This window comes from Blastococcus haudaquaticus, assembly GCF_900230285.1.
Taxonomy (GTDB): Bacteria; Actinomycetota; Actinomycetes; order Mycobacteriales; family Geodermatophilaceae; genus Blastococcus_B; species Blastococcus_B haudaquaticus.
Genome location: NZ_OCNK01000004.1, coordinates 86,134 through 111,881, shown reverse-complemented (window position 1 = coordinate 111,881; position 25,748 = coordinate 86,134). Strand labels below are relative to the sequence as shown.

The 25,748-nt window shown below is 74.9% G+C and carries 23 protein-coding genes, 1 tRNA gene, 1 pseudogene and 1 riboswitch; of the genes and pseudogenes, 18 read left to right on the top strand and 7 right to left on the bottom strand.

The genetic code is table 11. The features are described from left to right. Positions 1 to 6 precede the first annotated feature (6 nt). The 4 genes and pseudogenes from CRP30_RS16660 (at position 7) to holA (ending at position 5,327) form a co-directional block, all read left to right on the top strand. On the top strand, positions 7 to 897 hold the full coding sequence (locus tag CRP30_RS16660) for a DegV family protein (RefSeq protein WP_097185131.1): 891 nt from the start codon (positions 7 to 9) through the stop codon (positions 895 to 897). Between the two features lie 140 nt (positions 898 to 1,037). Then, entirely contained in the window at positions 1,038 to 1,904 is an 867-nt protein-coding gene (locus CRP30_RS16655; RefSeq protein WP_097185130.1) for a ComEA family DNA-binding protein, read from the top strand. A gap of 431 nt (positions 1,905 to 2,335) precedes the next feature. After that, positions 2,336 to 3,949 (top strand): annotated as a pseudogene (locus CRP30_RS23105) (ComEC/Rec2 family competence protein); the annotation flags it as partial. A 370-nt stretch (positions 3,950 to 4,319) separates the two neighbouring features. After that, positions 4,320 to 5,327, top strand: coding sequence for a DNA polymerase III subunit delta (gene holA, locus CRP30_RS23100; RefSeq protein ID WP_235003491.1), 1,008 nt, complete (start codon positions 4,320 to 4,322; stop codon positions 5,325 to 5,327). An 87-nt stretch (positions 5,328 to 5,414) separates the two neighbouring features. Here holA and rpsT read toward each other — a convergent pair whose 3' ends face one another. Next, a complete protein-coding gene (gene rpsT, locus CRP30_RS16645; protein WP_097185129.1) occupies positions 5,415 to 5,675 on the bottom strand; it encodes a 30S ribosomal protein S20 in 261 nt (86 codons plus the stop codon). Positions 5,676 to 5,874: 199 nt separating this feature from the next. On the opposite strand from rpsT, the gene lepA reads away from it, so the two are divergent. The 8 genes from lepA (at position 5,875) to CRP30_RS16605 (ending at position 17,780) form a co-directional block, all read left to right on the top strand. After that, entirely contained in the window at positions 5,875 to 7,719 is a 1,845-nt protein-coding gene (gene lepA / locus CRP30_RS16640) for a translation elongation factor 4 (protein ID WP_097185128.1), read from the top strand. After that, positions 7,716 to 8,372, top strand: coding sequence for an MOSC domain-containing protein (locus CRP30_RS16635; RefSeq protein WP_097185127.1), 657 nt, complete (start codon positions 7,716 to 7,718; stop codon positions 8,370 to 8,372). The genes lepA and CRP30_RS16635 overlap by 4 nt, the downstream gene beginning before the upstream one ends. A gap of 68 nt (positions 8,373 to 8,440) precedes the next feature. Further along, entirely contained in the window at positions 8,441 to 9,145 is a 705-nt protein-coding gene (locus tag CRP30_RS16630; protein WP_097185126.1) for an LppX_LprAFG lipoprotein, read from the top strand. Continuing rightward, complete coding sequence (locus CRP30_RS16625) at positions 9,114 to 10,862, top strand: MFS transporter (protein ID WP_097185125.1); 1,749 nt, start codon at positions 9,114 to 9,116, stop codon at positions 10,860 to 10,862. Before CRP30_RS16630 ends, CRP30_RS16625 begins: the two co-directional genes overlap by 32 nt. Continuing rightward, a riboswitch (guanidine-III (ykkC-III) riboswitch) is annotated at positions 10,863 to 10,928 on the top strand. A gap of 11 nt (positions 10,929 to 10,939) precedes the next feature. Continuing rightward, positions 10,940 to 11,254: a DMT family transporter gene (locus tag CRP30_RS16620; protein WP_097185359.1), complete on the top strand. Its 315-nt coding sequence runs from the start codon at positions 10,940 to 10,942 to the stop codon at positions 11,252 to 11,254. Positions 11,255 to 11,306: 52 nt separating this feature from the next. Next, positions 11,307 to 14,900, top strand: a complete 3,594-nt coding sequence (locus CRP30_RS16615) for an ATP-binding protein (RefSeq protein WP_097185124.1) — start codon at positions 11,307 to 11,309, stop codon at positions 14,898 to 14,900. Next, the gene (locus tag CRP30_RS16610) at positions 14,897 to 16,288 is read left to right on the top strand and encodes an FAD-binding oxidoreductase (protein WP_097185123.1); all 1,392 of its coding nucleotides are present in this window, start codon (positions 14,897 to 14,899) and stop codon (positions 16,286 to 16,288) included. The genes CRP30_RS16615 and CRP30_RS16610 overlap by 4 nt, the downstream gene beginning before the upstream one ends. 97 nt (positions 16,289 to 16,385) lie before the next feature. Then, positions 16,386 to 17,780 carry an FAD-binding oxidoreductase gene (locus tag CRP30_RS16605; RefSeq protein WP_097185122.1) on the top strand — a complete coding sequence of 465 codons (1,395 nt, stop codon included), beginning with the start codon at positions 16,386 to 16,388 and terminating at the stop codon, positions 17,778 to 17,780. 54 nt (positions 17,781 to 17,834) lie between these two features. On the opposite strand, the gene CRP30_RS16600 is transcribed toward CRP30_RS16605, so the two are convergent. Together CRP30_RS16600 and CRP30_RS16595 are read right to left on the bottom strand one after the other, a co-directional pair. Continuing rightward, the gene (locus CRP30_RS16600) at positions 17,835 to 18,371 is read right to left on the bottom strand and encodes a Clp protease N-terminal domain-containing protein (RefSeq protein ID WP_097185121.1); all 537 of its coding nucleotides are present in this window, start codon (positions 18,369 to 18,371) and stop codon (positions 17,835 to 17,837) included. A gap of 3 nt (positions 18,372 to 18,374) precedes the next feature. Continuing rightward, positions 18,375 to 18,608, bottom strand: coding sequence for a helix-turn-helix domain-containing protein (locus tag CRP30_RS16595; RefSeq protein WP_097185120.1), 234 nt, complete (start codon positions 18,606 to 18,608; stop codon positions 18,375 to 18,377). A 152-nt stretch (positions 18,609 to 18,760) separates the two neighbouring features. On the opposite strand from CRP30_RS16595, the gene CRP30_RS16590 reads away from it, so the two are divergent. Next, positions 18,761 to 19,069 (top strand): hypothetical protein, encoded by a 309-nt coding sequence (locus CRP30_RS16590; protein WP_097185119.1) that lies wholly within the window; start codon positions 18,761 to 18,763, stop codon positions 19,067 to 19,069. Positions 19,070 to 19,073: 4 nt separating this feature from the next. Here the strand turns inward: CRP30_RS16590 and CRP30_RS16585 are convergent, their stop codons facing one another. Together CRP30_RS16585 and CRP30_RS16580 are read right to left on the bottom strand one after the other, a co-directional pair. After that, entirely contained in the window at positions 19,074 to 19,382 is a 309-nt protein-coding gene (locus tag CRP30_RS16585) for a hypothetical protein (protein ID WP_200814816.1), read from the bottom strand. Positions 19,383 to 19,393: 11 nt separating this feature from the next. Continuing rightward, positions 19,394 to 20,359 (bottom strand): zinc-binding dehydrogenase, encoded by a 966-nt coding sequence (locus CRP30_RS16580; RefSeq protein ID WP_097185118.1) that lies wholly within the window; start codon positions 20,357 to 20,359, stop codon positions 19,394 to 19,396. 226 nt (positions 20,360 to 20,585) lie between these two features. Between CRP30_RS16580 and CRP30_RS16575 the strand changes: the two genes are divergently transcribed. The 3 genes from CRP30_RS16575 (at position 20,586) to CRP30_RS16565 (ending at position 23,269) form a co-directional block, all read left to right on the top strand. After that, complete coding sequence (locus tag CRP30_RS16575) at positions 20,586 to 21,473, top strand: class I SAM-dependent methyltransferase (protein ID WP_097185117.1); 888 nt, start codon at positions 20,586 to 20,588, stop codon at positions 21,471 to 21,473. A 93-nt stretch (positions 21,474 to 21,566) separates the two neighbouring features. Continuing rightward, positions 21,567 to 22,256 carry a HEAT repeat domain-containing protein gene (locus CRP30_RS16570; protein ID WP_097185116.1) on the top strand — a complete coding sequence of 230 codons (690 nt, stop codon included), beginning with the start codon at positions 21,567 to 21,569 and terminating at the stop codon, positions 22,254 to 22,256. Beyond that, positions 22,250 to 23,269 carry a HEAT repeat domain-containing protein gene (locus tag CRP30_RS16565; protein WP_097185115.1) on the top strand — a complete coding sequence of 340 codons (1,020 nt, stop codon included), beginning with the start codon at positions 22,250 to 22,252 and terminating at the stop codon, positions 23,267 to 23,269. The genes CRP30_RS16570 and CRP30_RS16565 overlap by 7 nt, the downstream gene beginning before the upstream one ends. On the opposite strand, the gene selD is transcribed toward CRP30_RS16565, so the two are convergent. Further along, positions 23,259 to 24,266, bottom strand: coding sequence for a selenide, water dikinase SelD (selD, locus tag CRP30_RS16560; RefSeq protein ID WP_097185114.1), 1,008 nt, complete (start codon positions 24,264 to 24,266; stop codon positions 23,259 to 23,261). The two genes, CRP30_RS16565 and selD, sit on opposite strands and share 11 nt — an antisense overlap. Before the next feature lie 38 nt (positions 24,267 to 24,304). Here selD and CRP30_RS16555 point away from each other — a divergent pair, with 38 nt between their 5' ends. Beyond that, positions 24,305 to 24,952, top strand: coding sequence for a DUF6624 domain-containing protein (locus CRP30_RS16555; protein WP_143278484.1), 648 nt, complete (start codon positions 24,305 to 24,307; stop codon positions 24,950 to 24,952). A gap of 37 nt (positions 24,953 to 24,989) precedes the next feature. Here the strand turns inward: CRP30_RS16555 and CRP30_RS16550 are convergent, their stop codons facing one another. Continuing rightward, on the bottom strand, positions 24,990 to 25,571 hold the full coding sequence (locus CRP30_RS16550) for a helix-turn-helix transcriptional regulator (RefSeq protein ID WP_097185112.1): 582 nt from the start codon (positions 25,569 to 25,571) through the stop codon (positions 24,990 to 24,992). Positions 25,572 to 25,636: 65 nt separating this feature from the next. On the opposite strand from CRP30_RS16550, the gene CRP30_RS22545 reads away from it, so the two are divergent. Continuing rightward, positions 25,637 to 25,732 (top strand) — tRNA-OTHER (locus tag CRP30_RS22545). Positions 25,733 to 25,748: the final 16 nt, after the last annotated feature.

The window sequence follows — 25,748 nt, the reverse complement described above, 5'->3', positions numbered from 1 at the left end:
CGCCGGGTGTCCGTCGCCGTAGTCACCGATTCGACGGCCTACCTCCCCGACGAGCTGGTCGAGGGCTACGGCATCCACGTCGTGCCGCTGTACGTCGTGCTCGCCGGCCGATCGGGCCGCGAGGGTGCCGACGTCGGACCGGAGGAGGTGGCCCGGACCCTCGCGGTGCGGGGTCAGCGGGTCTCGACGTCCCGCCCGACGCCCGGCGACTTCGTGGCCGCCTACCGCCGGGCGCTGGACGAGGGCGCCGACCGGCTCGTCTCGATCCACCTCTCCTCGGAGCTGTCGGGCACCTGGGATGCCGCTCGACTGGCCGCCTCCCAGGTCGGGGAGCACATCGTGACCGTCGTGGACACCCGCTCGGCGGCCATGGGAGCCGGGTTCGCCGTCCTCGCCGCGGCCCGGTCGGCGTCGTCCGGGGCCGACGCGGCCGGGGTGGCGCGGTCGGCCCTGGAGACCGCGGCGGCGACCAGGACGCTGTTCGTGGTCGACACCCTCGAGCACCTGCGCCGGGGCGGTCGCATCGGATCGGCCGCCGCCGTCCTCGGGTCGGCCCTGGCGGTCAAGCCGGTGCTGCACGTCCAGGACGGGCGGGTGGTTCCCCTCGAGAAGGTGCGGACGTCCGGCCGGGCGCTCAACCGGCTCGTCCAGCGGGCCGTGGAGGCGGCCGGACAGGGGCCGGTCTCCATCGCGGTCCACCACCTGGCCGCGCCGGAGAAGGCCGAGCGTCTCGCCGCCGAGATCCGGGACCGGCTGCCGCAGCTGCGGGAGCTGCACGTCAGCGAGCTGGGGGCAGCGATCGGCGCGCACGTCGGGCCCGGAGCCGTGGGCATCGTCGTCGCGCCGTTCTGGCAGGAGCACGACGACGAGACGGGCGCAGACCGCGCGGAGGGCTGAACGCCAGGACCGGGAAGGCGCGGGCGGATCGTGACGGCCGTCCGCTCCTGCGTGCCGTCGACCGTCCACAGCGGGCAGGTCCGTCCACAGTTCCCCTGACGGGCCCTTTGCGGTGAGCGTCCGTCCCTAGCGTCCCGTCGGTGCGCTTCCCCTCTCGCCGCATCGACGACGACGCCGACGTGATCCGTGCGCGCCTGCGCCGGCTGCTGGACGAACGGGCCGGCTCCGGCGGCTGGGTGCCGGACGAGATCGACGACGAGGACCCGGCGGGCCGGCACGACGTCGGCGCGGACCGCGACTGGGCCGGAGAGGACTCGGCCACCGGCCCGATCCCCGCCGTCGACGCACGCGCCGAGCTGCCGGGCGGGGTAGGGCGCCATCGTGCTCCCGGGAGCGAGCAGCGCTGGGATCCCGGGCGCCCCGGAGCGCGGTCCCTCTGGATCGCGGGTGTCCTCGCCGCGCTGCTGCTGGTCGGCTGGACCTGGCTGCAACGTCCGCAGGTGGAGCGGGTCGACGGTGCGCCGGCTGCCTCCAGCGCTCCGTCGACCCCGCCGGTGGGCACGGTCGCGGAGGCGTCGGCGACCGTCGTCGTCTCGGTCGTCGGCCAGGTCGCCGCCCCGGGGCTGGTCTCGCTCCCTCCCGGCTCCCGGGTCGCCGATGCGATCGCCGCGGCCGGCGGTCTCCTTCCCGGAGCCGACCCCGCCTCGGTGAACCTCGCAGCGCCGGTGACCGACGGCGAGCAGTTGACGGTCGGCCTGCCCGCGGCCGCCGCGGAGGCGGATCCGGCAGGTGCCGGCGGTGCCCCTGAGCCCTCCGGCCGGGTCGACCTCAACCGCGCGGGGGTGACCGAACTCGACGCGTTGCCGGGCATCGGGCCCGTCCTGGCGCAGCGGATCGTGGAGCACCGCGACCGGCAGGGCCCGTTCCGGAGCGTGGAGGAGCTCGACGACGTGCCGGGGATCGGTCCGGCGATCGCGGCGGAACTGGCTGACCTGGTGACGGTGTGAGCCGCCCGGAGGGGCGCTGGACCTGGGTGGACGTCCGTCTCGCGCCGGCCGCCGCCGGTGTGTGGGCGACGACCCTGCTCGGCCCCGTGGCCGCGCCGTCGGCGCTCGGCTGGGTCTGCGTGGCCGCGTCGCTCCTGGCCGCGGTCCTCGCCCGGCGGCGGAGCCGGTCGACAGCCCTGGTCCTGACCCTGCTGGCCGGGGTGGCGGTCGCGTCGGCCACGGCGGCGGTCAGGAGCGCGGCACGCGAGGACTCGCCGCTGCGAGCGGTCGCCGCGGACCAGCGGACGGTGTCGGTGGTCCTGGAGCTCGACGGCGACCCCCACGTCCTCGGTGGCGCGGGGGCGCAGCGCGTCGTCCTGGACGCCACGGTGCAGCGCCTCGTCGACGGCGACACCACGTACCGCATCCGGGACGCCGTCGTGCTGTTCGGGATGGTGGAGGACTGGCGGCAGCTGCTCCCCGGGCAGCAGGTCCGCGTCCGGGTCGGAGTCTCGGAACCCCGGCCCGGCGAGCAGACGGTCGCGGTGCTCAGCGCCCGTGGATCACCCACGCCCGTCGGTGGCGCCGGACCCCTCCAGCAGACCGCAGGGAGCCTTCGCGGCGCGCTGCGCGACTCGGCGCACCGGGTGCTCGAACCCGCGGCGGCCGGGCTGCTGCCAGGACTCGTCGTCGGCGACACCACGACCATGGACCCGGTGCTGGAGGAGGACTTCCGGTCGGCCGGACTGGCGCACCTCACCGCGGTGTCCGGCGCGAACGTCGCGATCGTCCTCGCCGGCGTCCTCCGGCCCCTCCGCCGCCGGGCTGTCGACCGACGTGTGCAGGCGCTGGTCGCGGCCGTCGTCCTCGTCGGGTTCGTGGTACTGGCCCGCCCCAGCCCCAGCGTCGTCCGCGCTGCGGCCATGGGTGCGGTGACGCTGGTCGCGCTCGCCTCGGGGCGGCCCCGGGCCGCCGTTCCGGCGCTGTGCGCTGCGATCTGGGTGCTGCTGCTCGTCGATCCGGCACTGGCCACGGATCCCGGCTTCGCGCTGTCCGTCGCCGCCACGGCCGGCATCGTGCTGCTCGCTCCCGGCTGGTCGCGTCGCCTGCGCGGGCGCGGCTGCTGGGCGGTGCTCGCGGACGCGGTGGCCGTGAGCGCGGCGGCCGGAGTGGTGACGGCGCCGATCGTCGCGGGCCTCTCCGGAACGGTCAGCCTGATCTCGCTGCCGGCCAACCTGCTGGCCGCGCCGGCCGTCCCGGCCGCGACGGTCCTCGGACTGCTGGCGGCTCTCGTGGGCGTCCCCCTGCCGGTCGTCGCGGACGCCCTGGTCTGGGGTGCGGGGTGGCCCACCCGGTGGCTCGTCCTCGTGGCCGAGCGCGCGGCGGGCGTACCGGACGGCACCACCAGCTGGCCGGCGGGGACTCCAGGCGCGGTGCTGCTGACCGTCCTCCTGATCGCCCTCGGCTGGGCGCTGTGGCGCTTCGGGCGGCTGCGCGCGCTGGCGCTGGCAGTGCTCGTCGGGCTCGTCGTCGTCGGGTGGCCCGTGCGCCAGGCGGTCCGGGGCTGGCCGCCGGCCGGGACCGTCGCCGTCGGCTGCGACGTGGGTCAGGGTGACGCCTTCGTGCTGCCGACGGGTCCCGGAGCCGGAGTGCTGCTCGACGCCGGCCCGGACGTCGCGGCGATCGACCGCTGCCTCGACCGGCTCGGCATCGACGCGCTGCCGCTGGTCCTCATCTCCCACCTCGACGCCGACCACGTCGGCGGGCTCGCCGGCGCGCTCGGTGGCCGGGACGTCGGCATCGTGGCGACCGGCACCCTGTCGCCGGCCGACGACCGCCAGGCGGCCTTCGCGCACGACGTCCGGGCGGCCGGCGGCCGGCACGTCGTCGTGGTGCCGGGGGACCGACGCACCGAGGCCGGGGTCTCCGTCGAGGTCCTGGCGCCCGCCCCGGAGCGGGCGACGGCCGCGGCGGAGCCCAACGACCTGTCCCTGGTCGTCCGCGTGACGGTGGCCGGCCTGCGGATCCTCTTCACCGGCGACCTCGGGGCGGAGGCGGAGGCCCGGCTGGTGCGGGACCAGGTCGACCTGCGCGCCGACGTGTTCAAGGTGCCGCACCACGGCAGCGGGGACGCCGATCCGGCGTTCCTGTCGGCCAGTGGTGCGCGCGTGGCGCTGATCTCCGTGGGTGCCGACAACACCCACGGACATCCGACCGGGCGGTTGCTCGGCTGGCTGGCCAAGGCGGGCATGCGGGTGCACCGCACCGACCGGGAGGGCGACCTGGCCGTCGTCGGTACCGCGGACGAGTGGGGCGTCGCCGCCCGGGGGAGCGGAGAGGCCCCGGCCGCGGCGGACCGGTTCGAATGGCCGGCGGGGACGGCGCGGGGCAGGTCGCCAGGCCGGGGGAGTCCGCCCTCCGTGACACGATGCACCGGTGCCGGCCGAACCCGTGGAACCCACCTCCCGGCTCCGCGTCGTCATGGGCGAGGAGGAGCTGCTGCGCTCACGGGCTGTCGGCGCCGTCCGCACCGCCGTGCTCGCCCGCCACCCGGACGCCGAGGTCCACGAGCTGACCGCGGCGGGCCTGCCGACCGGCCAGCTCGCCGACGTCCTGGCGCCGTCCTTGTTCGGCGAGCACCGGCTCGTGGTGGTCCTGGGGGTGCAGGAGGCGGCCGGCGCGCTGTCCGACGCCCTGGTCGGATACGCCAAGGAGCCCGACCCCGACCTCACGCTGGTGATCGTCCACTTCGGTGGCAAGCGCAACGAGGCGCTGGTGAAGGCGTTCACCGGGGCCGGGGCGGCGCTCGACGAGTGCCCGAAGCTCAAGTCACCCGGCGACCTGGCAGGCTTCGCCCGCAACGAGGTCCGGCAGTTCGGCGGACGCATCACCGCGGACGCCGTCACCGCGCTCGTCGACGCCATCGGGAACGACCTGCGGCAGTTGTCGGCCGCGGCGAGCCAGCTGGTGTCGGACTTCGGCGGCACGATCGACGGCGACGCCGTGGCGCGCTTCCACCGCGGGCAGGCCGAGGTCACCGGCTTCACCGTGGCCGAGCGCGTGCTGGTGGGCGACCGCGCCGGCTCGATCGAGATGCTCCGCTGGGCGCTCGAACGGGGCGTGCCCCACGTGCTCATCGCCGATGCGATCGCCGACGGCGTTCGGACGGCGGCCCGCGTCGCCTCGCTGAGCACGACGAACCCGGGGGAGCTGGCCCGGACGCTGAAGATGCCGCCGTGGAAGATCAAGAAGGCGCAGGCGCAGTCCCGCGGCTGGAGCATCGACGGGCTGCAGCAGGCGATCGGCGTCGCCGCCGACCTCAACGCCGACGTCAAGGGCGCAGCGGCCAGCGCCGACTACGCGCTCGAACGTGCCGTCCGGCGGATCGTCACGATCCGGGCCGAGACCGGCCGGGGCGGACGCGCCGCGTACACCGGTCGCTGACCGCCCCAGGGCCGGAGAACGCGACGAGCCCCCGTCCCGCGGGGGGAAGGGGGCTCGTTCGCCGCGCGCCGGAGCGCGCGCACCGGCTCAGAGGCCGGCGACCTGCTTGGCCAGACCCGACTTGCGGTTGGCCGCCTGGTTCTTGTGGATGACGCCCTTGCTGGCGGCCTTGTCCAGCTCCTTGGCGGCCACCTGGAAGGCGGTCGCGGCGGCCGCGGCGTCGCCGGACTCCGCGGCGGTGCGGACGCGCCGGACGGCGGTCTTCAGGGCGGACCGGACGGCGACGTTGCGCTGACGCGCCTTCTCGTTGGTCTTGATCCGCTTGAGCTGGGACTTGATGTTCGCCACGCGTGAGCCTCGGTGTCTCGACAGGAGGGAGTTCTTCTGACAGTCGTTCGTGCGTCCGGGCGGCGAGCGCCACAGGACCGGCCTGCGAGATTACCAGCGTCGGAGCCCCGACCCCAACCCGGCGTCCGGCGACCCTCGGCACACCGGATTCCCGGCACGTGCCCGGACCGGGCGGGAGGCGTGGGACGATGGCGGCACTGTGACGACTCCTGCCACCACCGATCCGGCCCTCATCCGGAACTTCTGCATCATCGCCCACATCGACCACGGCAAGTCGACGCTGGCCGACCGGATGCTCGAGGTCACCGGACTCGTCGAGGGCCGGCACATGCGCGCCCAGTACCTCGACCGCATGGACATCGAGCGCGAGCGCGGCATCACCATCAAGGCGCAGAACGTGCGGCTGCCCTGGACCCCGCGGTCCGGCGCGCACACCGGCACCGAGTACGTCCTCGACATGATCGACACCCCCGGGCACGTCGACTTCACCTACGAGGTGTCGAGGTCGCTCGCCGCCTGCGAGGGCGCGGTCCTGCTGGTCGACGCCGCCCAGGGCATCGAGGCGCAGACGCTGGCCAACCTGTACCTGGCGCTGGAGAACGACCTCACGATCATCCCCGTCCTCAACAAGATCGACCTGCCGGCCGCGCAGCCCGAGCGGTACGCGGAGGAGATCGCACACATCATCGGCTGCGAGCCCGGCGACGTGCTGCGGGTCAGCGGCAAGACCGGCGTGGGCGTCCCGGAGCTGCTCGACCTGATCGTCGACCGCATCCCGGCACCCACCGGAGAGGCCGCGGGTCCCGCCCGGGCGATGATCTTCGACTCGGTCTACGACATCTACCGCGGCGTCATCACCTACGTCCGCGTCGTCGACGGACGGATCTCCGCCCGCGACAAGATCAAGATGATGTCGACCGGCGCCACGCACGAGCTGCTCGAGATCGGCGTCATCTCGCCCGAGCCCAAGCCGGTCGAGAGCCTCGGCGTCGGCGAGGTCGGCTACTTCATCACCGGCGTGAAGGACGTCCGCCAGTCCCGCGTCGGCGACACGGTCACGCTGCAGCACAAGCCGGCCGCCGAGTCGATCGGCGGCTACCGCGACCCCAAGCCGATGGTCTACTCCGGCCTGTATCCCATCGACGGCAGCGAGTACCCGCTGCTGCGCGAGGCCCTGGACAAGCTGCTGCTCAACGACGCCGCGCTGACCTACGAGCCCGAGACGTCGGCGGCGCTCGGCTTCGGCTTCCGCGTCGGCTTCCTCGGCCTGCTGCACCTGGAGATCGTCCGCGAGCGGCTGGAGCGCGAGGCGGGCATCAGCCTCATCTCCACCGCACCGAACGTCGTCTACCGCGTGGTCATGGAGGACGGCACCGAGATCACCGTGACCAACCCGAGCGACTGGCCCGAGGGCAAGATCTCCGCGATCTACGAGCCGATCGTCAACGCCACGATCATCGCGCCCAGTGACTACACCGGCGCGATCATGGAGCTCTGCCAGGGCCGTCGCGGCCAGCTGGGCGGCATGGACTACCTGAGCGAGTCGCGGGTGGAGCTCCGCTACGTGCTGCCGCTCGGCGAGATCATCTTCGACTTCTTCGACGCCCTGAAGTCGCGCACCCGCGGCTACGCATCCCTCGACTACTCCGAGGGCGGCGAGCAGGAGTCGAAGCTGGTGAAGGTGGACATCCTCCTGCAGGGCGAGGCCGTCGACGCCTTCAGCGCGATCGTGCACAAGGACAAGGCATACAGCTACGGCGTGATGATGGCCGGCAAGCTCCGCGAGCTCATCCCGCGCCAGCAGTTCGAGGTGCCGATCCAGGCCGCCGTCGGCTCCCGGGTCATCGCCCGCGAGACGGTGCGCGCCATCCGCAAGGACGTCCTCGCCAAGTGCTACGGCGGTGACATCACCCGCAAGCGGAAGCTGCTGGAGAAGCAGAAGGAGGGCAAGAAGCGGATGAAGATGGTCGGCCGCGTCGAGGTCCCCCAGGAGGCGTTCGTCGCCGCGCTCTCCACCAACGAGTCGACCGCCAGCAAGAAGTGAACGGCCGGATCGACGCGGTCTGCGTCTCCGGGCCGCGGCCGATCCGCCTCCCGCGGGCCGGGGACACCCAGAGCGCCATCGACAAGCGGCCGGTCGACGGCCGGGTCGCCGTCCAGCCGCTCGGCCTGGACGGCGACGTGCAGGTCAACCGCAAGTGGCACGGCGGCGAGGGGCAGGCGGTCTACGCCTATGCGCAGGAGGACGCCGACTGGTGGGCCGCCGAGCTCGACCGCGACCTGCCGGCCGGCCGGTTCGGCGAGAACCTGCGCACCAGCGGCCTCGACCTGACGCACGCCGTGCTGGGTGAGCGCTGGCGCATCGGAGACGTGCTCGTCGAGGTCACCGCGCCGCGCACGCCCTGTGCGAAGCTCCAGGCCCACTGGGGCGTCCCGCGGCTGATCAAGCGGTTCACCGAGCGCGGTGCGAGCGGCGCCTACCTCCGGGTCCTGGAGACCGGCGACCTCGGCGCCGGAGACGTCATCGAGGTCGTCGAGCGCCCCGACCACGACGTGACGATCGGCATGGCGTTCCGCGCCTTCACGACCGAGCAGCACCGGCTGGCCGACCTGGCCCCGGCGCGCGCCGCCCTGCCGCTGCGGAACCGACCCAAGGTCGATGCCGCCGTCGCCGAACGGGCCGGCACCCCGGCCTGACGACGGCGGCGCGCTACTGTCCGCCGCGGTACGCCGGTCGCTCCCGCCCCGGCCCACGGGAGGTCCACATGCGCCGCACGCTCGCCCCGGTGCTCGCCCTCGCGCTGCTCGCCGTCCCGGCGCTGACCGCCTGCACCAGCGACGGGGGGAGCGACGGGGAGTCGGCGACCGAGCTGCTCGCGGACGCCAAGCGCACCCTCGACGGGACCGACAGCCTGCACTTCGTCCTCAGCAGCGAGAACGCCCCGGAGACCGGGTCGGAGCTCGTCGGCGGCGAGGGTGACATCGCGCGGCCGGCGTCCTTCCAGGGAACCCTGCAGGTGCTCGCCATGGGGTCGACGCTCGACCTCGCGGTGATCTCGGTCGACGGCACCGTCTACGCCCAGCTGCCCTTCACGTCCGGCTACAGCGTCGTCGACCCGGCCCAGTTCGGCTTCGGCGATCCGGGCGCACTGATCGACCCCGGGACCGGCATCTCCCAGCTCCTGTCCGAGGCCGAGAACGCCGAGCTGGGGGAGGAGCGCCGGGTCGACGGCGAAGTCGTCCGCGAGGTGACCGCCGAGCTGCCGGGCGCGCTGGTGGAGCAGCTCCTCACCAGCGAGGACCCGAGCCGTGCCGTGCAGGCCCGCTTCTCCGTCGCCGTGGAGAGCGGGGAGCTGCTGCGCGCCGAGCTCACCGGCCCGTTCTTCGCCGCCACGGACGACGCGTCGTACATCCTCGAGCTGAGCGACTTCGGGGCCGATGTCGAGATCACCGCACCGGCCACCGGCTGAGCACCCGCCGGGCGCGCGGCCGGCGCCCGGGCTGCCGCTCGTCGTCCTCGCCACCCTGGCCGTGCTCGTCACGGCGGCCGATACCTACGTCGTCGTCCTGGCGCTCCCCGACATCCTCACCGGGGTCGGCGTCGGCCTCGACGAGCTGCAGCGGGCCACGCCCATCGTCGGTGGCTTCCTGCTCGGGTACACGGCGACGCTGCCGCTGCTGGGCCGCCTGGCCGACCTGCGCGGACGGGTGCCGGTGCTGGTGGGCTGCCTGCTGCTGTTCGCCCTCGGCTCGCTGCTCACGGCGACCGCGGACACCCTCGGTCCCGCCGTCCTCGGCCGGGGGCTGCAGGGCGTCGGTGCCGGGGGACTGGTGCCGGCGACCCTCGCCCTGGTCGCCGACCGCTGGCCGCCCGAGAGGCGGGCCCTGCCCCTCGGCGTCGTCGGGGCGGTGCAGGAGGCCGGCGCGGTGCTCGGTCCGCTCGCCGGTGCCGCGGTCCTGGCGTTCGCCGACTGGCGGGCCATCTTCTGGCTCAACCTGCTGCTCGGCCTGGCCCTGGCGGTGGGGGCCGTCGTCGCCGGGCAGGTCCGGCGACCGGATCCGATCGGCCTCGTCCTCGCGGTGCTGACCGCAGGTGCGGTCGGCCTGCACCTCGCCTCGCCGGCGGCGCTGGCGGAGGACGTCACGCTGGGGCTGGCCTACGTCCCGGTGGTCGAGTCCCTGGAGTGGACCACGCCGCTGCTCCTCGGCGCTCTGGTCGCCGGCGCCGCGCTGGTCTGGCGCAGCATCGCCCGCCCCCACGGCGCGGTCCTGCCCCTGCGCGGGCTGCGGCAGCTCGCCGGGGAGGTCGACGTGGTCGGCTCCACCCTGGCCGTGGTCGCCCTCGGCAGCCTCGTCTGGGCCTTCGCCGCGGCCGACCCGGCCACCCAGGTCGTCGCGCACGGAGCGGTGCTGCTGCCCCTCGCCGTCGTGGCCGGCGTCGCCTTCGTCCTGCACGAACGCCGCACCCCGGAGCCGGTGCTGCCCCTGTCGGCGCTCCGGCCGGTGGGCGCCTGGGGGGCGCTGCTGGTGAACCTGCTGGTCGGTGCGGCGCTGGTCGCGGCCCTGGTCGACATCCCGCTGTTCGCCCGCAACACCACGACGCCCGGCGACCAGCTCGGCGCCGCCCTCGTCCTGCTGCGCCTGCTCGTCGCCGTGCCGGTCGGCGCCGTCGTCGGCGGCTGGCTGTGCCGCACGGTGCCGGCCCGGCTCGTCGCCGCGGGCGGCATGGCCCTCACCGCGGTGGCCTTCGTCGCGATGACCCGGTGGGACGCCGGATCGCTGGACGGCGCCCTGTCGACCGTGGTGCTGGCCGCCGCCGGCCTGGGGTTCGGGCTGGCGATCGCTCCGGTCAACGCGGTGCTGCTCGCCGTCACCGAGGCCGCGGTGCACGGCAGCGCCAGCGCGCTGGCGGTCGTCGCCCGGACCGTCGGCATGCTCGCCGGACTGTCGCTGCTGACCGCCGTCGCCCTGCGCCGGTTCACCGCCGAGGTCGACGCGATCGGAACACCGTTCGAGCTCTGCCCGGACACCCCCGCCGACTGCGCGGTCTACGACGCCGCCACCGACGCGGCGGTCCTCACCCAGCTGCACACCGTCTTCGCGGGCGCGGCCGTCGCGGCCGGGCTGGCGGCGGTCGCCGCGCTGGTCCTGCTGCGGGAGGGCAGGTCCCGCCTCGTGAGACCCTGAGCAGGAGCCGCGAACCGGCTCCCGGACGAGGGGTGCCGTACCCGGACTGCGACAAGACGGCCCGCTGGAGGTCCGCGATGTCCTGGCTCGTCCTCGTCCTGTCCGGTGTCCTCGAGGCGGTGTGGGCCACGGCCCTCGACCGCTCCCAGGGGTTCACCCGGCTGGGCCCCTCGCTCCTGTTCGGCGGTGCCCTCGTGCTCAGCATGGCCGGGCTCGCCTACGCGATGCGCGAGCTCCCCGTGGGCACGTCGTACGCCGTCTGGGTGGGCATCGGTGCGGTGCTCACCGTCGTCTACGCGATGATCACCGGCGCAGAGTCGGCGTCCCTCGTCAAGCTGCTGCTGCTCGGCGGGATCGTCGGCTGCGTGGTGGGGCTCAAGCTCGTGCACTGACCGCTCCACGGGGCCCGGTTCCTCGTCTACCGTCCCCGCGAGGGGAGGCCGCGTGGACGCCGGACAGCTGCGGATCAGCCTGCTGGGCGCCTGCACGGCCTCGTCCGGGGACACGCCCCTCGACCTCGGCGGACGGCGGCAGCGCGCCGTCCTCGTCGTCCTGCTGCTGGCCCGCGGCGAGGTCGTGCCCGTCGAGCGGCTCACCGAGGCGGTGTGGGGTGACCACCCGCCGGCCGACGCCGCCGGTGCGCTGCAGGCCTACGTGTCCCACCTCCGTCGCCGGCTGCAGCCGGGCAGTGCGGCCCGGACCCGCTCGTCGATCATCGTCAGCGAGGGACGCGGATACGCCGCGCGGCTGTCGCCGGACGCCGTCGACGTCTGGCGCTTCGAGCGGCTGCTCGACCGGTCAGGGACGGCGTCGGCCAGGGAAACCGCACAGCTCGTCGGCGAGGCGCTCGCTCTCTGGCGCGGCCCGCCGCTCGCGGAGTGGGCCGACGAGCCGTGGGCCGAGGCGGAGATCGCCCGCCTGGCCGAACTGCGGGCGGTGGCCCGGGAACGCCTGATGGCCGCCCGGCTGGCGCTCGGGGAGGCGGCCCTGCTCGTCCCCGACCTGGAGTCGATGGCCGCGGAGGAGCCGCTGCGGGAGGAACGGTGGCGGCTCCTCGCGCTCGCTCTCTACCGGGCGAGCCGGCAGGCCGATGCCCTCGGCGCCCTCCGCCGTGCCCGCACCACCCTCGCCGAGGAGCTGGGCGTCGACCCGGGGCCGGCCCTGCGGGAGCTGGAGCAGCAGGTGCTGGCCCAGTCGCCCGCGCTCGCCGTCCCCGTGCAGCGGTCGGGAGAGCCCGAGCCGCCGCCCGCGGCCGGTCCACCGGACGACCTGCTCGACCGCGAGCGCGAGCTGGTTGCGGTTCGGGCGGCGCTGGACGACCTGGTGGCCGGCGAGCCCCGGTTGCTGCTCGTCGAAGGGCCGGCCGGCATCGGCAAGACGCGGCTGCTCACCGAGGCGCGGCGGCTCGCGGCTCAGCGGTCGGTCCGCGTCCTCACCGCCCGGGGCAGCCAGCTGGAGAAGGCGTTCGGCTTCGGCGCCGTGCGCCAGCTGTTCGAGCCGGAGCTGGTCGCACCCGAGCGGCGGGACGCGCTGCTCGCCGGGGCGGCCGCCAGTGCCCGGACCGTCTTCGACCTGGCGCCCGGGGAGTCGCCGGAGGGATCGTTCGCCGTCCTTCACGGGCTGTACTGGTTGGCGGTCAACCTCAGCGCCGACGGCCCGCTCGTCCTCGCGGTCGACGACCTGCAGTGGTGCGACAGCGCCTCGCTGCGCTGGCTGGCCTACCTGGTGCGCAGGCTGGATGCCGTCCCCGTCCTCGTCGTCGGCACCGTGCGCACCGGCGAGCAGCACCCGGACGAACAGCTGCTCACGGAGCTCTCGCTCGAGCCCGCGGCCGTCGTGGTCCGGCCCGCTCCGCTCTCGCCCGGGGCGATCGCCGACCTGGTGGAGCGCCGGCTCGGCGGGCCGGTCTCGCCGTTGTTCGCACTGGCCTGCTCGCGCACCACCTCCGGCAATCCGCTGCTGCTGCGGCAGCTGCTGCGCGGGCTCGAGGCCGATGCCGTGCGCCCCGACGCCGCGCACGCCGACGTCGTCGTCGCGGTCGGTTCGCGGGCGGTGTCGAGCATGGTGCTCATGCGGCTGCGCCGGCTGCCCGGCCCGGCCGCAGACGTGGCGCGGGCGGCCGCCGTGCTCGGGGACGGCGCATCGCTGCCGGCCGTGGCAGCGCTCGCCGGCCTGACGGAGGCGGAGACCGCTGCCGGACTGGCCGCGCTCGCCCGCTGCGAGATCGTCCGGGACGAGCAACCCATGGCGTTCGTGCACGCGCTCGTGCGCGACGCGGTCTACCGCGACCTGCCCTCCGCCGAGCGCGCCCTGCGGCACGAGCGGGCGGCCGCGCTCCTGCGGGACGCCGGCGCGAACGACGAGCAGGTCGCGGCCCACCTGCTGCTGGCCCCCGCACGAGGTGACCCGGCCACCGTCGAGGTGCTGCGCCGGGCAGCACGGACGGCGGCGGAGCGCGGCGCCTCCGACAGCGGCGTCACCCTGCTGCGGCGAGCGCTGGCCGAGCTACCGGTGGGGGAGCTGCGCTGCGACGTCCTGACCGAGCTGGGCATGCTCGAGTCGCGGATCGACGGCGCCGCCAGCACCGAGCACCTGCTCCAGGCATACCAGCTGGGGGAGGACCCGCGGGAGCGCGCCACGCTCGCCGTCGCCATCGCCCGGACCGAGGTCTTCGCCAGCCCTCCCGGGGTGGCCACGGCCTTCGCCCGGGAGGCCGCCCGTGCCCTGCCGCCGGACCTCGACGACCACCGGCAGGCGCTCCTGGCGATCGAGCGGACCGGCGGCTACATGCACGGGCTGGAGCCGCAGGTCTGGGCGACCACGGATCCCGGACGGCCCGTCGGCGACGGCCTGGGCGCGCGGATGCTGGCCGCCACGCTCGCCTTCGAGGCGACGGTGGACGGCGTCGACCGGGATCGCGCCGTCCGGCTGGCCCGCTCCGCGCTCGACGGGGACCGTCTCTGGGCAGTCGACGACGGGCTCCTCTGGGTGGTCGCGGCCAACGTGCGGATGCTGGCCGACGACGACCTCGGCGACTTCTGGACACGGGCGCGGGCCCTGGCGCACGCCCGCGGGTCGCTGTTCACGGCCATGTCGGTCAGCGTCTGGGAGGGCTACTGGCGCTGGCGTCGCGGTGAGCTCGACGAGGCCCTGGCGTGCCTCACCGCGGCACTGGACCAGGACCGGATGTGGGGCGGGTCCGGCATCGGGCTGCCGTACACGCGCTCCTTCCAGATCGGCTGCCACCTCGACCGCGGCGACGTCGCAGCCGCCCGTCGGGCAGCCGACGCAGCGGTCGAGGGGCCCGCCGCCGGGGATGGCGGCCGGCTGCTCGAGCACGCGGTGGCGCGCCTGCTCGCCGTCGAGGGCCGGCCGGCCGACGCGCTGGCCCGGCTCGACGCGATCCCGATGCCCGTCCCGGTGCGCAACCCGGTGTGGAACCCGTGGTTGACCACGGCGGCGATCGCCCTCGACCGGCTCGGCCGCCGGGGGGAGGCGGTGTCCCTCATGGAGGAGGAGGTGGACCGGCTGCGGCGATGGGGCGCGCCCACCTACCTCGGGACGGCGCTGTGCCGCCTCGGCGAGCTACGGGGCGACGACGGCCTGGACGACGTGCGGGAGGCCGTGGCGGTGCTGGCGCCGACCCACGCCGCGGTCGAGCTGGCGCGGGCGCGCTGCATGCTGGGTCTCCGCGTGCAGGTTCCCGACGAGGAGGCGGTCGAGCTGCTCCGCGCCGCCCTGGACACGGCGCTCGACCGCGGCGCCCTCGGCATCCAGCGCCGCGCCCGTGCCGGCCTGGCCCGTCGCGGCCGTCCGGACGAGAGCGGTCGGGACGCGCAGCGGTGCCCCACCTCGACCGAGCGCCGCATCGTCGAACTCGCCGCGGCAGGGCACGGCGTCCGGGACGTCGCCCAGCGGCTGTTCCTCACGCCCGGCACCGTGCAGGCGGTGCTGGAGTCGGTGTCCGGGAACGGCCTCAAGTTCCCCTCAAGTGGGCCGGCGGATGCTCGGTACCCGGCAACCGGGAGGATCCCGTGACGCAGCAGCAGGTCTCGACGGCGCCGCCGGCCCGCGCCGAGGGCCTGCGCGGGTTGTGCGGGGGCTCGGTCCAGCTGCCCGGCGACCCGGCCTACGACATGGCCCGCTCGCCGTGGAACCTGCAGATGCGCGACTACCCGGCGGCGGTGGCGTACCCGGCCTTCCCCGACGAGGTGGCCGAGGTGCTGGTGGCCGCGGCGGAGGCGGGTCTCCAGGTCGCCGCGCAGGGCACCGGCCACGGCGCTCCTCCGCTCGAGGGCCGGCTGGGGGAGGCCGTCCTGCTGCGCACCTCGGCGATGACGGAGCTGGAGATCGACGCCGACCGCCGCCGCGTCCGCGCCGGCGCCGGCGTCCTCTGGGGCGACCTCGCCGACGCTGCGGGCAGGCAGGGACTGGCCGCCCGTCACCCGTCGTCGCCCGACGTCGGCGTCGTCGGTTACACGCTCGGCGGCGGCATCGGCTGGTACGCGCGGAAACTGGGTCTGCAGTGCAACGCGGTCACCGCGGTGGAACTGGTGCTCGCCGACGGCACGCTGGTGCGGGCGACGGCCGACCAGGACGCCGAGCTGTTCTGGGCACTCCGTGGCGGGGCTGCCCCGTTGGGCGTCGTCACGGCCGTGGAGTTCGAGCTGTTCCCGCTGGAGACCGTCGTGGCCGGGCACCTCTCCTGGGACTGGACGGCGGTCGAGCGCGTCCTGCCGGCCTGGGTGGCCTGGTGCGCGGACGCGCCCGAGGAGGCCACGACGGCGTTCCGGCTCCTCGACGTCCCGCCCGACGAGCAGGTCCCCGCCGAGCTGCGGGGCCGGCGCATCGCGATGGTCGACGGCGCGGTGCTCGGGGACGACGCCTCCGCCGCGGAGGTCCTCGCGCCCCTGCGGGCGCTGGAGCCGGAGTTCGACACCGTCGCCCGCGTGCCCGCCGCGTCGCTGGTCCGGCTGCACCTCGACCCGGAGGGGCCGACGCCGGCCTACGCGAGCAGCACGCTGGTGTCCGGCCTGCCCGACGCCGCCATCACGGGCATCGTCGAGGCGGTCGGCCCCGGATCGGGCACCCGGCTGGCCGCGGCCGAGCTCCGTCAGCTCGGCGGGGCGCTGGCCCGCCCGGATCCCGACGGCGGCGCGCTGGCCGCGCTCGACGGCCAGTTCCTCGCGCTCGGTCTCGGCCTCGGTGGCGGGGACGACGACCAGTGGGCGCGCCAGCGCGCGGACGCGGCGCGGTTCCTGTCGGCGGTGGAGCCCTGGGCGACGGGACGGCAGTACCTCCCGATGCTGGACGCCCGCACGGAGACCCGGAAGGTCTTCGCGCCCGGCGTGCACGCCCGGCTCTCCGCCATCCGGCATGCGGTCGACCCGGGCGACCTCTTCCTCGCCGCGCACGACCAGACCTGAGACCGGTCTCAAGGGGGGCCTCAAGCCCGCCGCAGCCTCCCGTCAAGGGCTCGGATCCACGGTTGCTCCGCCAACCAGATCCGACCAGGAGGACCCCGTGACCGTCACCCTCGACGCCCCCTACGTCGACTCGGACATCTCGTTCGACGCCCTGCGCGCCGAGCTGACCGGCGACCTGCACACCCCGGACGAGCCGGAGTACGACGCGCTCGTCAGTCCCTGGAACCTCGCCGTCCCGATGCGGCCGGCCGCCGTCGTCGCCGTCCGGACGGCCGAGGACGTCGTCGCTGCCGTCCGGTTCGCCGGCGCCCACGGCTTCACCGCCGGCGTGCAGGCGACCGGGCACGGCGCGGAACGGTCGCTCGCCGGGCATGTGCTCGTCCTCACCCGCGGTCTGGACGAGGTCACCGCGCACCCCGAGGGCTGGGCTCGCATCGGGTCCGGCGTGAAGTGGTCCTCGCTGGTCCCCGAGGCGGCTCGCCACGGCCTGGCCGGGGTCAACGGCTCGACGACCGACGTCAGCATCGTCGGCTACACGACCGGTGGCGGCGTCGGTCCGCTGGCCCGCACCTACGGCATCAACGCCGACCGGGTGCGCGCCTTCGAGGTCGTCACCGGCGACGGCGTCTTCCGCCGGGTGACCGCGACCGAGTACCCGGACCTGTTCTTCGCGCTCCGCGGCGGCAAGGGCGCCGCCGGCATCGTGACCGCCATGGAGTTCGACCTCGTCCGCATGCCGGAGTTCTACGGCGGGGCGATCTACTTCGACGCCGAGGACGCCGCCGAGGTCATCGAGCGGTGGCGTGGCTGGGCGGACGAACTGCCCGAACTGGGGACGACGTCCTTCGCGATCTTCCAGCTGCCGCCGCTGCCGGAGATCCCGCCGCCGCTCGCCGGCCGGATGTCCCTGGCCATCCGGTTCCTGTGGACCGGGGAACCGTCGGAGGGCGCTCGGCTGCTGAACCAGCTCCGGGAGGTGGCGCCGGTGATCCTGGACGACGCCCGGCTGCGGCCCTACACCGAGATCGATTCGGTGCACGCCGACCCGGTCGACCCGATGCCGGTCGTCGACCCGGCGATCCTGCTGGACGCGTTCCCGGCCGAGGCCGTCGAGCGACTGCTCGCCGTCGCCGGCTCCGGGTCGGGGTCCCCGCAGGTGATCGTGGAGGTCCGCCACCTCGGCGGTGCCTACGCGCGGGAGGGGGCGCACCCCAGTGCCTTCAGCCACCGGGCGGCGAAGTTCAGCGTGCTGACCGTCGCGATGGCGATGGACGACGCCATGGCCGCCGCTGCCCTCGCGCACGCCGACCAGGTGTTCACCGCGCTGGCCGACTGGGACACCGGGGGCGTGTGGCCGAACTTCGGCATCCCGCACGACGCCGTCTCGGCCCGGCGCAGCTACGACGAGCAGACGCTGGCCCGGCTGCGCGAGGTCGTCGACACCTACGACCCGCGGGGCGTCCTGCAGGCGGGGGCCTACACCCGGGCGTGAGCGGCGGCGCGCGGTGCCCGGACGTGGAACCCACGTCCGGGCACCGTCGTGCGCTCAGGAGCGGAGTGCCGCCGTGAGGTCACGGCGCAGTTCCACGGTGTCGACCCCGCGGTCGGCGAGCACCTTCATGGCCAGCCCCTCGCCCTCGCGGAGCAGCCCGAGGGCGATGTGCCCGTCGGTGATGCTCTTCGACTTCATCGCGAGCGCCTCGCGGAGGGACAGCTCGATCACCTTCTTGGCCCGCGGCGTGAACGGGATGTGCCCCTTGGGGCCCCGCGAGCCGGCCGGCCGGTCCAGGGCGCCGGGACCGAAGCCGGCCTCGACGGAGCTGCGCACGGCGTCGAGGTCGATGCCGAGCGCGGCCAGCGCTTCGGCGTCCAGGTCGCCCGAGCCGACGTAGGCCGCGACGGTCTCGGCGACGTCGGCGCTGGTGAGCCCGTGCCGCGCCAGGACCGCGCCGCTGGGGGTGGGCTGTCTGAGCAGCGCGAGCAGCAGGTGCTCGGTGCCGATGCGGCCGGAGTGGAGCAGCCGGGCCTCGTACTGGGCGCCGACCACCGTCTGCCGCGCCTCGAGGGTGAACCGTTCGAACATCGGTCAGTCCTTCCGCCGGAGCGGCCCGCGACCGCTCGCGTACTTCTTGTGCACCGCCTGCCGGGTCACGCCCAGGAGCTGGGCGATCTGCTCCCACGTCCAGCCCTGGTCGCGCGCATTGCTCACCTGGAGCGCCTCCAGCCGCTCGACGAGCGTCCGGAGGGAGCGCACGGCCTTGAGCCCGATCGCGGGGTCCCGGCTGCCGGCGGCCGATGCCACCTGCGCTGTGTCCGTCATGTCTGTCAACCTAAGTTGCATACGGCCGTGTGTCAACCGCGATTGACACACGGCGTGATCGTCGTCCTCCCCCGGAGTTCGGGCGCGGACAAGCGTGGGTCCCCGGTCCGGGAGACGACCGGGCCGAGCTCCAGCCCGAACGGAGGCCGGTCATGGCCTACGGATTCGTCATGGACGTCCCCGCCCCGGTCCAGTTCTACGACGCGATGCACGCCGCGCTCGCGCGCCGCACGAGCGGCGGCGTCGACGGCCTGCTCCTGCACGTGGCGCGGCAGACGTCGGCCGGCTTCCAGATCATCGAGGTGTGGGAGTCCAAGGAGCTCTGCGACCGCTACACCGCCGAGCTGGTCGACCCGACGATCGCCGAGCTGACGGGTGGGAAGCCCCCGCCGATGGCTCCGGCGGTCGAGGAGTTCGAGCCGCGCGGGCTGGTGCTCCCGGCGGCGCACGTCTACGTCTGACCGGTCAGCCGGCCTCGGCCACGTCGAAGTGCGTCACGGTGGTCTCCCGGTCGACGAGGTAGCGGTCGTCCTCGGGGTAGAAGACGGCCCGGGAGATGTCCTCGCCGGCGAACCCGGAGATGACGTCCCGGGAGTTCCAGAAGCTGAGCGTCACGATCTCGGTGCGGCCGTCGTCGAGGTCGCGGGTGAGCAGGTGAGCCCCGCGGTTGCCCGGCGTCCGGCGGTACTCCGACATGCCGGTTCCCTCGACGTAGTCGACGTAGGCCTCCCGGTCCGCGGTGCGGACCCAGCCGCGCCACATCCGTGCGATCACGACGCCACCCCTCAGAGCGTGAAGACGATCTTCCCGGCCGTGCGGCCCTCGAGCATCCGCGCGAAGCCCTCGTGGGCCTGGCTCAGCGGCAGCTCGACGTCGATCAGCGGGCGGACGCCGGTGACGCTGCACAGCTGGATCAGCGACTCGAGCTCGGACCGGGTGCCCATCGTGGAGCCGACGACGGACAGCTGCGTGAAGAAGATCCGGTTCAGCTCGGCGCCGGGGTTGAAGCCCGTGGTGGCACCCGAGGTGACGATGACGCCGCCGGGCTTGAGCGACTTGACGCTGTGCGACCAGGTCGCGTCGCCGACCGTCTCCATGACGCCGTCCACCCGCTCCGGCAACCGGGCACCGCTCTCGAAGGCCTGGTCGGCCCCGAGGACGAGGGCGGCAGCCCGCTTCTCCTCGCTCCGGCCGGTGACCCACATCCGGTAGCCGGCGGCCCGGCCCAGCACGATCAGGGCCGTGGCCACCCCACCGCTCGCGCCCTGCACCAGCACGGTCTGGCCCGGCCGCAGCCCGGATCGGACGAAGAGCATGCGGTAGGCGGTGAGCCAGGCGGTGGGGAGGCACGCGGCCTCGGCGAAGGACAGGTCGGCCGGCTTCGGCAGCAGGTTCCGCCGCGGGACGGCGACCCGTTCCGCCAGCGTCCCCTGGTGGACCTCGGAGAGCAGCGATCGCTTGGGGTCCAGGGTCTCGTCGCCGCGCCAGTCGGCGCTGGAGATCACCGCGTGCACGACGACCTCGTTGCCGTCCTCGTCGATGCCGGCCGCGTCGCAGCCCAGGATCATCGGCATCTTCTCGGCCGGCAGCCCGACCCCCCGCAGGCTGAACAGGTCGTGGTGGTTGAGCGACGCGGCCTTCACCTGGATCGTCGTCCAGCCCTCGGACGCCTCGGGCTCCGGACGGTCGCCGACCTCCAGCACGGACAGCGGGTCCTTCGGGGCGGGCGTGGAGACGAAGGCAGCAAGCATGATCGGACGCTAACCGAGCCGATCCCGACCTGCGACGCGGGTGCCGTGCTGCTGCCGGGGGACATCCCGGGCGGAGGTCCGCAGGCGGGGCGCCGTCCGGCCAGGTACGGGTCGGCGGCGGCGACGCGAGCCCGTGCGCGATGGGGTAGGCGGCGGGGGAGCCGTCCGGGACGATCCCGGAGGTCGGGGCCGCCGCCCGCGGCCCGCTGCCGGGAGGACACCGACGATGACTGTCCCTGCACCGCAGCCGGGGCCGCTGGTCGACGAGGCGAACGCCGAGCAGTTCCGCGCCTGGAACGGCGACGAGGTGCAGCACTGGGTCACGCACATCGACCGCTACGAGGCGGCCAGCGCCCGGTTCGACCCGTGGCTGCTCACCGCCGCCGGCCTCACCGCGACCGACCGCGTGCTCGACGTCGGCTGCGGCGCCGGCCGCTCCAGCAACGCTGCGGCGCGTGCGGCGGTGGACGGGCACGTCGTCGGGCTCGACCTCTCCGCGCCCCTGCTCGCCCTGGCCCGCCGTCGCGCCGAGGCGGCCGGCCTGACCAACGCGACCTTCGTGCAGGGCGACGCCCAGGTGCACCCGTTCCAGCCCGCGGCCTTCGACGTCGTCCTCAGCCGCTTCGGCGTCATGTTCTTCGGCGACCCGTCCGCCGCCTTCGCGAACATCGCGACCGCGGTCCGGCCCGGGGGACGGCTGGCCATGCTGGTCTGGCAGGGGATGGACCGCAACGAGTGGCTGGGCGTCCTGTTCGAGACGCTGGCCGCGGGCCGACCGCTCCCCGCCCCGGCGGCAGGTGCGCCGGGGCCTTTCGGTCTCGCCGACCCGGACACCGTCCAGCGGGTCCTGACCGACGCCGGGTTCGTCGACGTCGACCTCGCGGACGTGCGGGAACCGGAGCGCGTGGGCGCCGACGTCGACGACGCCTACGCGTTCATGACCTCCCTCGGCCCGACGAAGGGACTCCTGGGCGGCCTCGACGAGCGCGCCCGGACGGCGGCGCTGGACCTGCTGAGGAACCGACTGGCCGACCGCGCGGGACCCGACGGCGTGCTGCTCGGCGCCGCCGCCTGGCTGGTCACCGCCCGGCGGGGCGACCTCGGCGCCCGATGAGGACCTCGAATCTGGGAGACGTCGGGTAGGCGGTCGGGTGCTTGACCTTGACACGGTGACAACGTGCCTACTGAGGGGCGAGGAGGTGGCCCCATGACCACGAACGGAACCACGCAGCACACCCGCCTGGCCCACGCGCTGGCCGCCGAGGACCCGTCGGTGCGGCTCCGAGCGGCCCTGGCCGTGGGGTCGCACCCCGACCCGGGCCTTCTGGAGACGCTGGTCGAGCGGTGCGCGGTCGAGCCGGACTTCTTCGTGCGGGACATGCTGTCCTGGTCGCTGACCCGTCTCCCGAGGGAGACCACCCTGCCCCGGATCCGTCGCGAACTCGCCTCCGAGCGCCCGCGGGCCCGCAGCCAGGCGTTGCACACCCTCTCCAAGATCGGCGACGAGAGGGCGTGGCCCTGGATCACGCGCGACCTGCTGCGCGACGCCGACGACCAGGTCGCGCGGACCGCTTGGCGCGTCGCGGCCGCCCTCGTGCCCGAGGACGAGAAGCGGGACCTGGCCGACGAGCTGGTGACGCACCTCGGCCGCGGGAACCGTGACGTGCAGCTGAGCCTGAGCCGGGCCCTGGTCGACCTCGGGAACGTGATCGCTCCCGCCCTGGAGGTCGCCGCAGCCAGCCCGAGGCCGGCGGTGGCCGCGCACGCCCGTGCGACCGAGCTGCTCCTCCAGGATCCGGAGACCGGCTTCGACGCCGCCATCGAGGAGGCAGCGCGAGTCGTCCGCCTAGGACCCGAACGGGCCGCCGCCGCGGCTGCGAGGACCGCGGAGTGCTGATCGGTGAGGTGGCCCGCCAGGCGGGCGTGAGCACCCGGATGCTCAGGCACTACGACGCCCTCGGGTTGGTGCGACCGACCGGTCGCACCGTCGGCGGATACCGCGAGTACTCGGCCGAGGACGTCCGCAGGATCTTCCACGTGGAGAGCCTGCGGTCCCTCGGGCTGTCGCTGAAGCAGGTCGGGCGCGCGCTGGAGGACCCCGCCTTCACGCCGTCCGCCCTGGTCAGCGACCTCATCCGGTGGACCGAGGACCGCGTGGCGCGGGAGCAGGAGCTGCTCGAGCGGCTCCGCACGATCGACGCGTCGGCGCCGCCCGGCTGGCAGGAGGTCCTGCGCATCGTCGAGCTCCTGCAAGGACTCGACTCGACCAGCGCGGCGCGCAGGCAGCAGGCCGTCCTGGCCCGGCCCGACGACGTGACGGTCCCCGCCGAGGTGCTGGCGGGGGCGCTCCTCGCCGAGTCCGACCCGAACGTCGCCGGCGCCCTGCGCTGGGCCCTGGCCCGATCGGACGGAGACGGCGGGGCGACGCTGGTCGCGGGGATGCGCTCGGACGACGTCGCCATCCGGCGGCGCGCGGTGCTGGCGATCGCCGAGGCGTCCGAGAGCCCCGCGGCGACCGCGGCGCTCACGGACGCGGTCGGAGACCCGGACGCGACGGTGCGCCGGCACGCGGCCCTGGCGCTGGGTAGGCGAGGCGGAACCGCGGCCGTGCCGACGTTGGTCGCCATGGTGGTGGAGGGCGCCAGCGACGTGGACGCGGCGGAGGTGTTGGCCGCGCTGTCCCAGGATCCCGGGTGCGCGGCCCGGGTCATGACCGCGCTGGAGGATGCTCTCGGGGAGCACACCGCCGACTCCGCGGTACGGATCCGTCTGATCCAGGCGCTGGTCGAGCTCCCGGGGGCCGGCGCGCTCCCGCTGCTGCGCCGACTGGCCCACGACGACGACCGGTCCGTCGCACTGGTCGCCTCGGCGTTCGTCGGGCTCCTCGAGGAGCGGGCCGTCAGCGGATGACGACGACGAACTCCCCGCGCGGCACGAACTCGCCGATCACCGGGGCTCCGGGTACCTCGCCGCCGAGCAGCAGGCCCCCCGAGGTCTGCGCGTCGGCCAGGAGCAGCGCCTCGTCCTCGGGGACCGCGGACAGGTCGGTGTGCGGGCGCACCCAGTCCAGGTTGCGGCGCGTCCCGCCGGAGACGTACCCGTCGGACAGCGCCTCGCGCGCACCGGTCAGGTACGGGACGGCGGCCGCGTCGACCACGGCCGTCACGCCACTGGCCCGGGCCATCTTGTAGAGGTGTCCGAGCAGACCGAAGCCGGTGACGTCCGTGCCGGCCCGGATCCCGGCGGCGACGGCGGCCCGGCCCGCCTCCCGGTTCAGCGCCGTCATCGACGCGACCGCCGCCTCCGACACCTCGCCGGTCGCCTTCATCCGGCTGTTGAGCACCCCGACGCCGAGCGGCTTGGTCAGCGACAGGGCCGATCCGGCGACCGCGGCGTCGTTGCGGATCAGCCGGTCGACGTCCACCAGGCCGGTGACGGCCATGCCGTACTTCGGCTCGGGGTCGTCGATGGAGTGCCCGCCGCCCACGTGGCAGCCGGCCTCCTGGGCCACCTCGAGGCCGCCGCGCAGCACCTCGGCGGCGAGGTCGGCGGGCAGGACGTCGCGCGGCCAGCCGAGCAGGTTGACGGCGACGACCGGGGTGCCGCCCATCGCGTAGACGTCGGACAGCGCATTGGCCGCGGCGATCCGGCCGAACGTGTACGCGTCGTCGACCACGGGGGTGAAGAAGTCGGTGGTCAGCACAAGACCCTGACCCCCCGCGATCCGCACGACCGCGGCGTCGTCGCCGTCGTCCAGGCCGACGACCAGCTCGGCGTTGGGCGAGGCGGGACCGGTCGCGGTGAGGCCCGCGACGACGGCCTCCAGCTCGCCGGGCGGGATCTTGCAGGCGCAGCCGCCACCGTGCGCGAACTGGGTGAGCCGGATCGTCGCGGGTGCGCTGGTCACGCGTCCGACGGTAGCCGCATCAGGGGTGGGGCGTGATCATGAGCCCGGTGCCCGTGGAGGTCGTCATGCGCATGCTGCTGCTCGGCGTCGTCGTCGTGCTGGTGAGCGGCTGCTCGGACGACGGTGCCGGGACATCCGCGGCGCCGTCCACCTCCGGTACCGCGACGACGACCGCCACCGCCACGGAGTCCCGGGCGACGGGGTTCGACCAGGAGCTGCACGACGAGCTGGTCGCCATGCTGGAGCGGGACCAGAGCGGCCGCACGGGCGGACCCGACGCCGAGGGCGACGCCGCCCGGACCGAACGGCTGAAGGAGATCCTCGCCGAGCACGGATGGCCCACCTACGACCTGGTGGGGCAGGACGGCGAGGACGCGGCGTGGGCCATCGCCCAGCACTCCGACCAGGATCCGGCGTTCCGCCGGGAGGCCCTGGAGCTGCTGCGGACGGCGGTCGCCGCCGGGCAGGCGTCGCCCGGGAACCTGGCCTACCTCGAGGACCGCGTCGCCGTCGCGGCAGGACAGCCGCAGACCTACGGCACCCAGGTCGGCTGCGGCCCGCAGGGTCCCGAGCCCGCGACCCCGCTGGCCGACCCGGCCGCCGTCGACGGGCTCCGGACCGCCGCCGGGCTCGAGCCGCTGGCCGACTACCTCGCGGAGATGGCCGAGATCTGCGCTGCGGACTGAAAGGGGCCGACGAACGGTCGCTCGCAGCGGGGCTCCATCAGGAGAGGCCGCCGGGGAGGACGACGAGCCGGGGCGGCGCCGGCGCGGGTTTCCGGTCCAGTGCCCGCCCGGCGGGGTGCCTGTCGACCGGGGGGACGCCGAGATCGGCGAGGTCGCGCCGCGGCGCCGTCTCACCGGTCGGGTCGACGGACTCGATGCGGTCCTCCCGGAACCAGCGCACCGCCTCTCGCTCTCGGCACCACGCCACCAGGAACCAGTGCCGGCCGCTGCGCGCGAGCAGCTGGGGCTCCACCTCGCGACGCGTGGTGCTGCCCCGGCCGTCGCGGTACTCCAGGAGCAGCACGCGCGAACGCGTGACCGCCTCCTCGACGGCCGCGCGCACACCGGCGGTCCGCCCGGCTTCCGCGCTCACGCCCATGCTGGTGGCGAGCAGTTGCCCTCGCCGGTTCGCGTCGGGCTCGAGCACGTCGAGGACCTTCTGCAGCGCCGCGTGGCCGTCGGCGGCGTACGGACCGGGAGGCTGGGCGGCCAGCGCGACGGCGACGGCCGCGGCCTGCTCCGGGGTGAGGGTGACGGGCGGCAGCGACGCGGTCGGGCGGCGAGGCTCGGTGCGATTCACGAGGCGGATGCTGGCAGGGGCCTCTGACAATTCGCGCTCGCGGCCGGACACGTATGGTCGACGACGGAGGCGTCAGGGTGTCTGGTGACCCCCGCGGCCTCTAAAGCCGACGTGGCCGAGTACCTCGGTCAGGCGGGTTCGATTCCCGTCCGCCTCCGCCAACCGCCCCGCCCACCT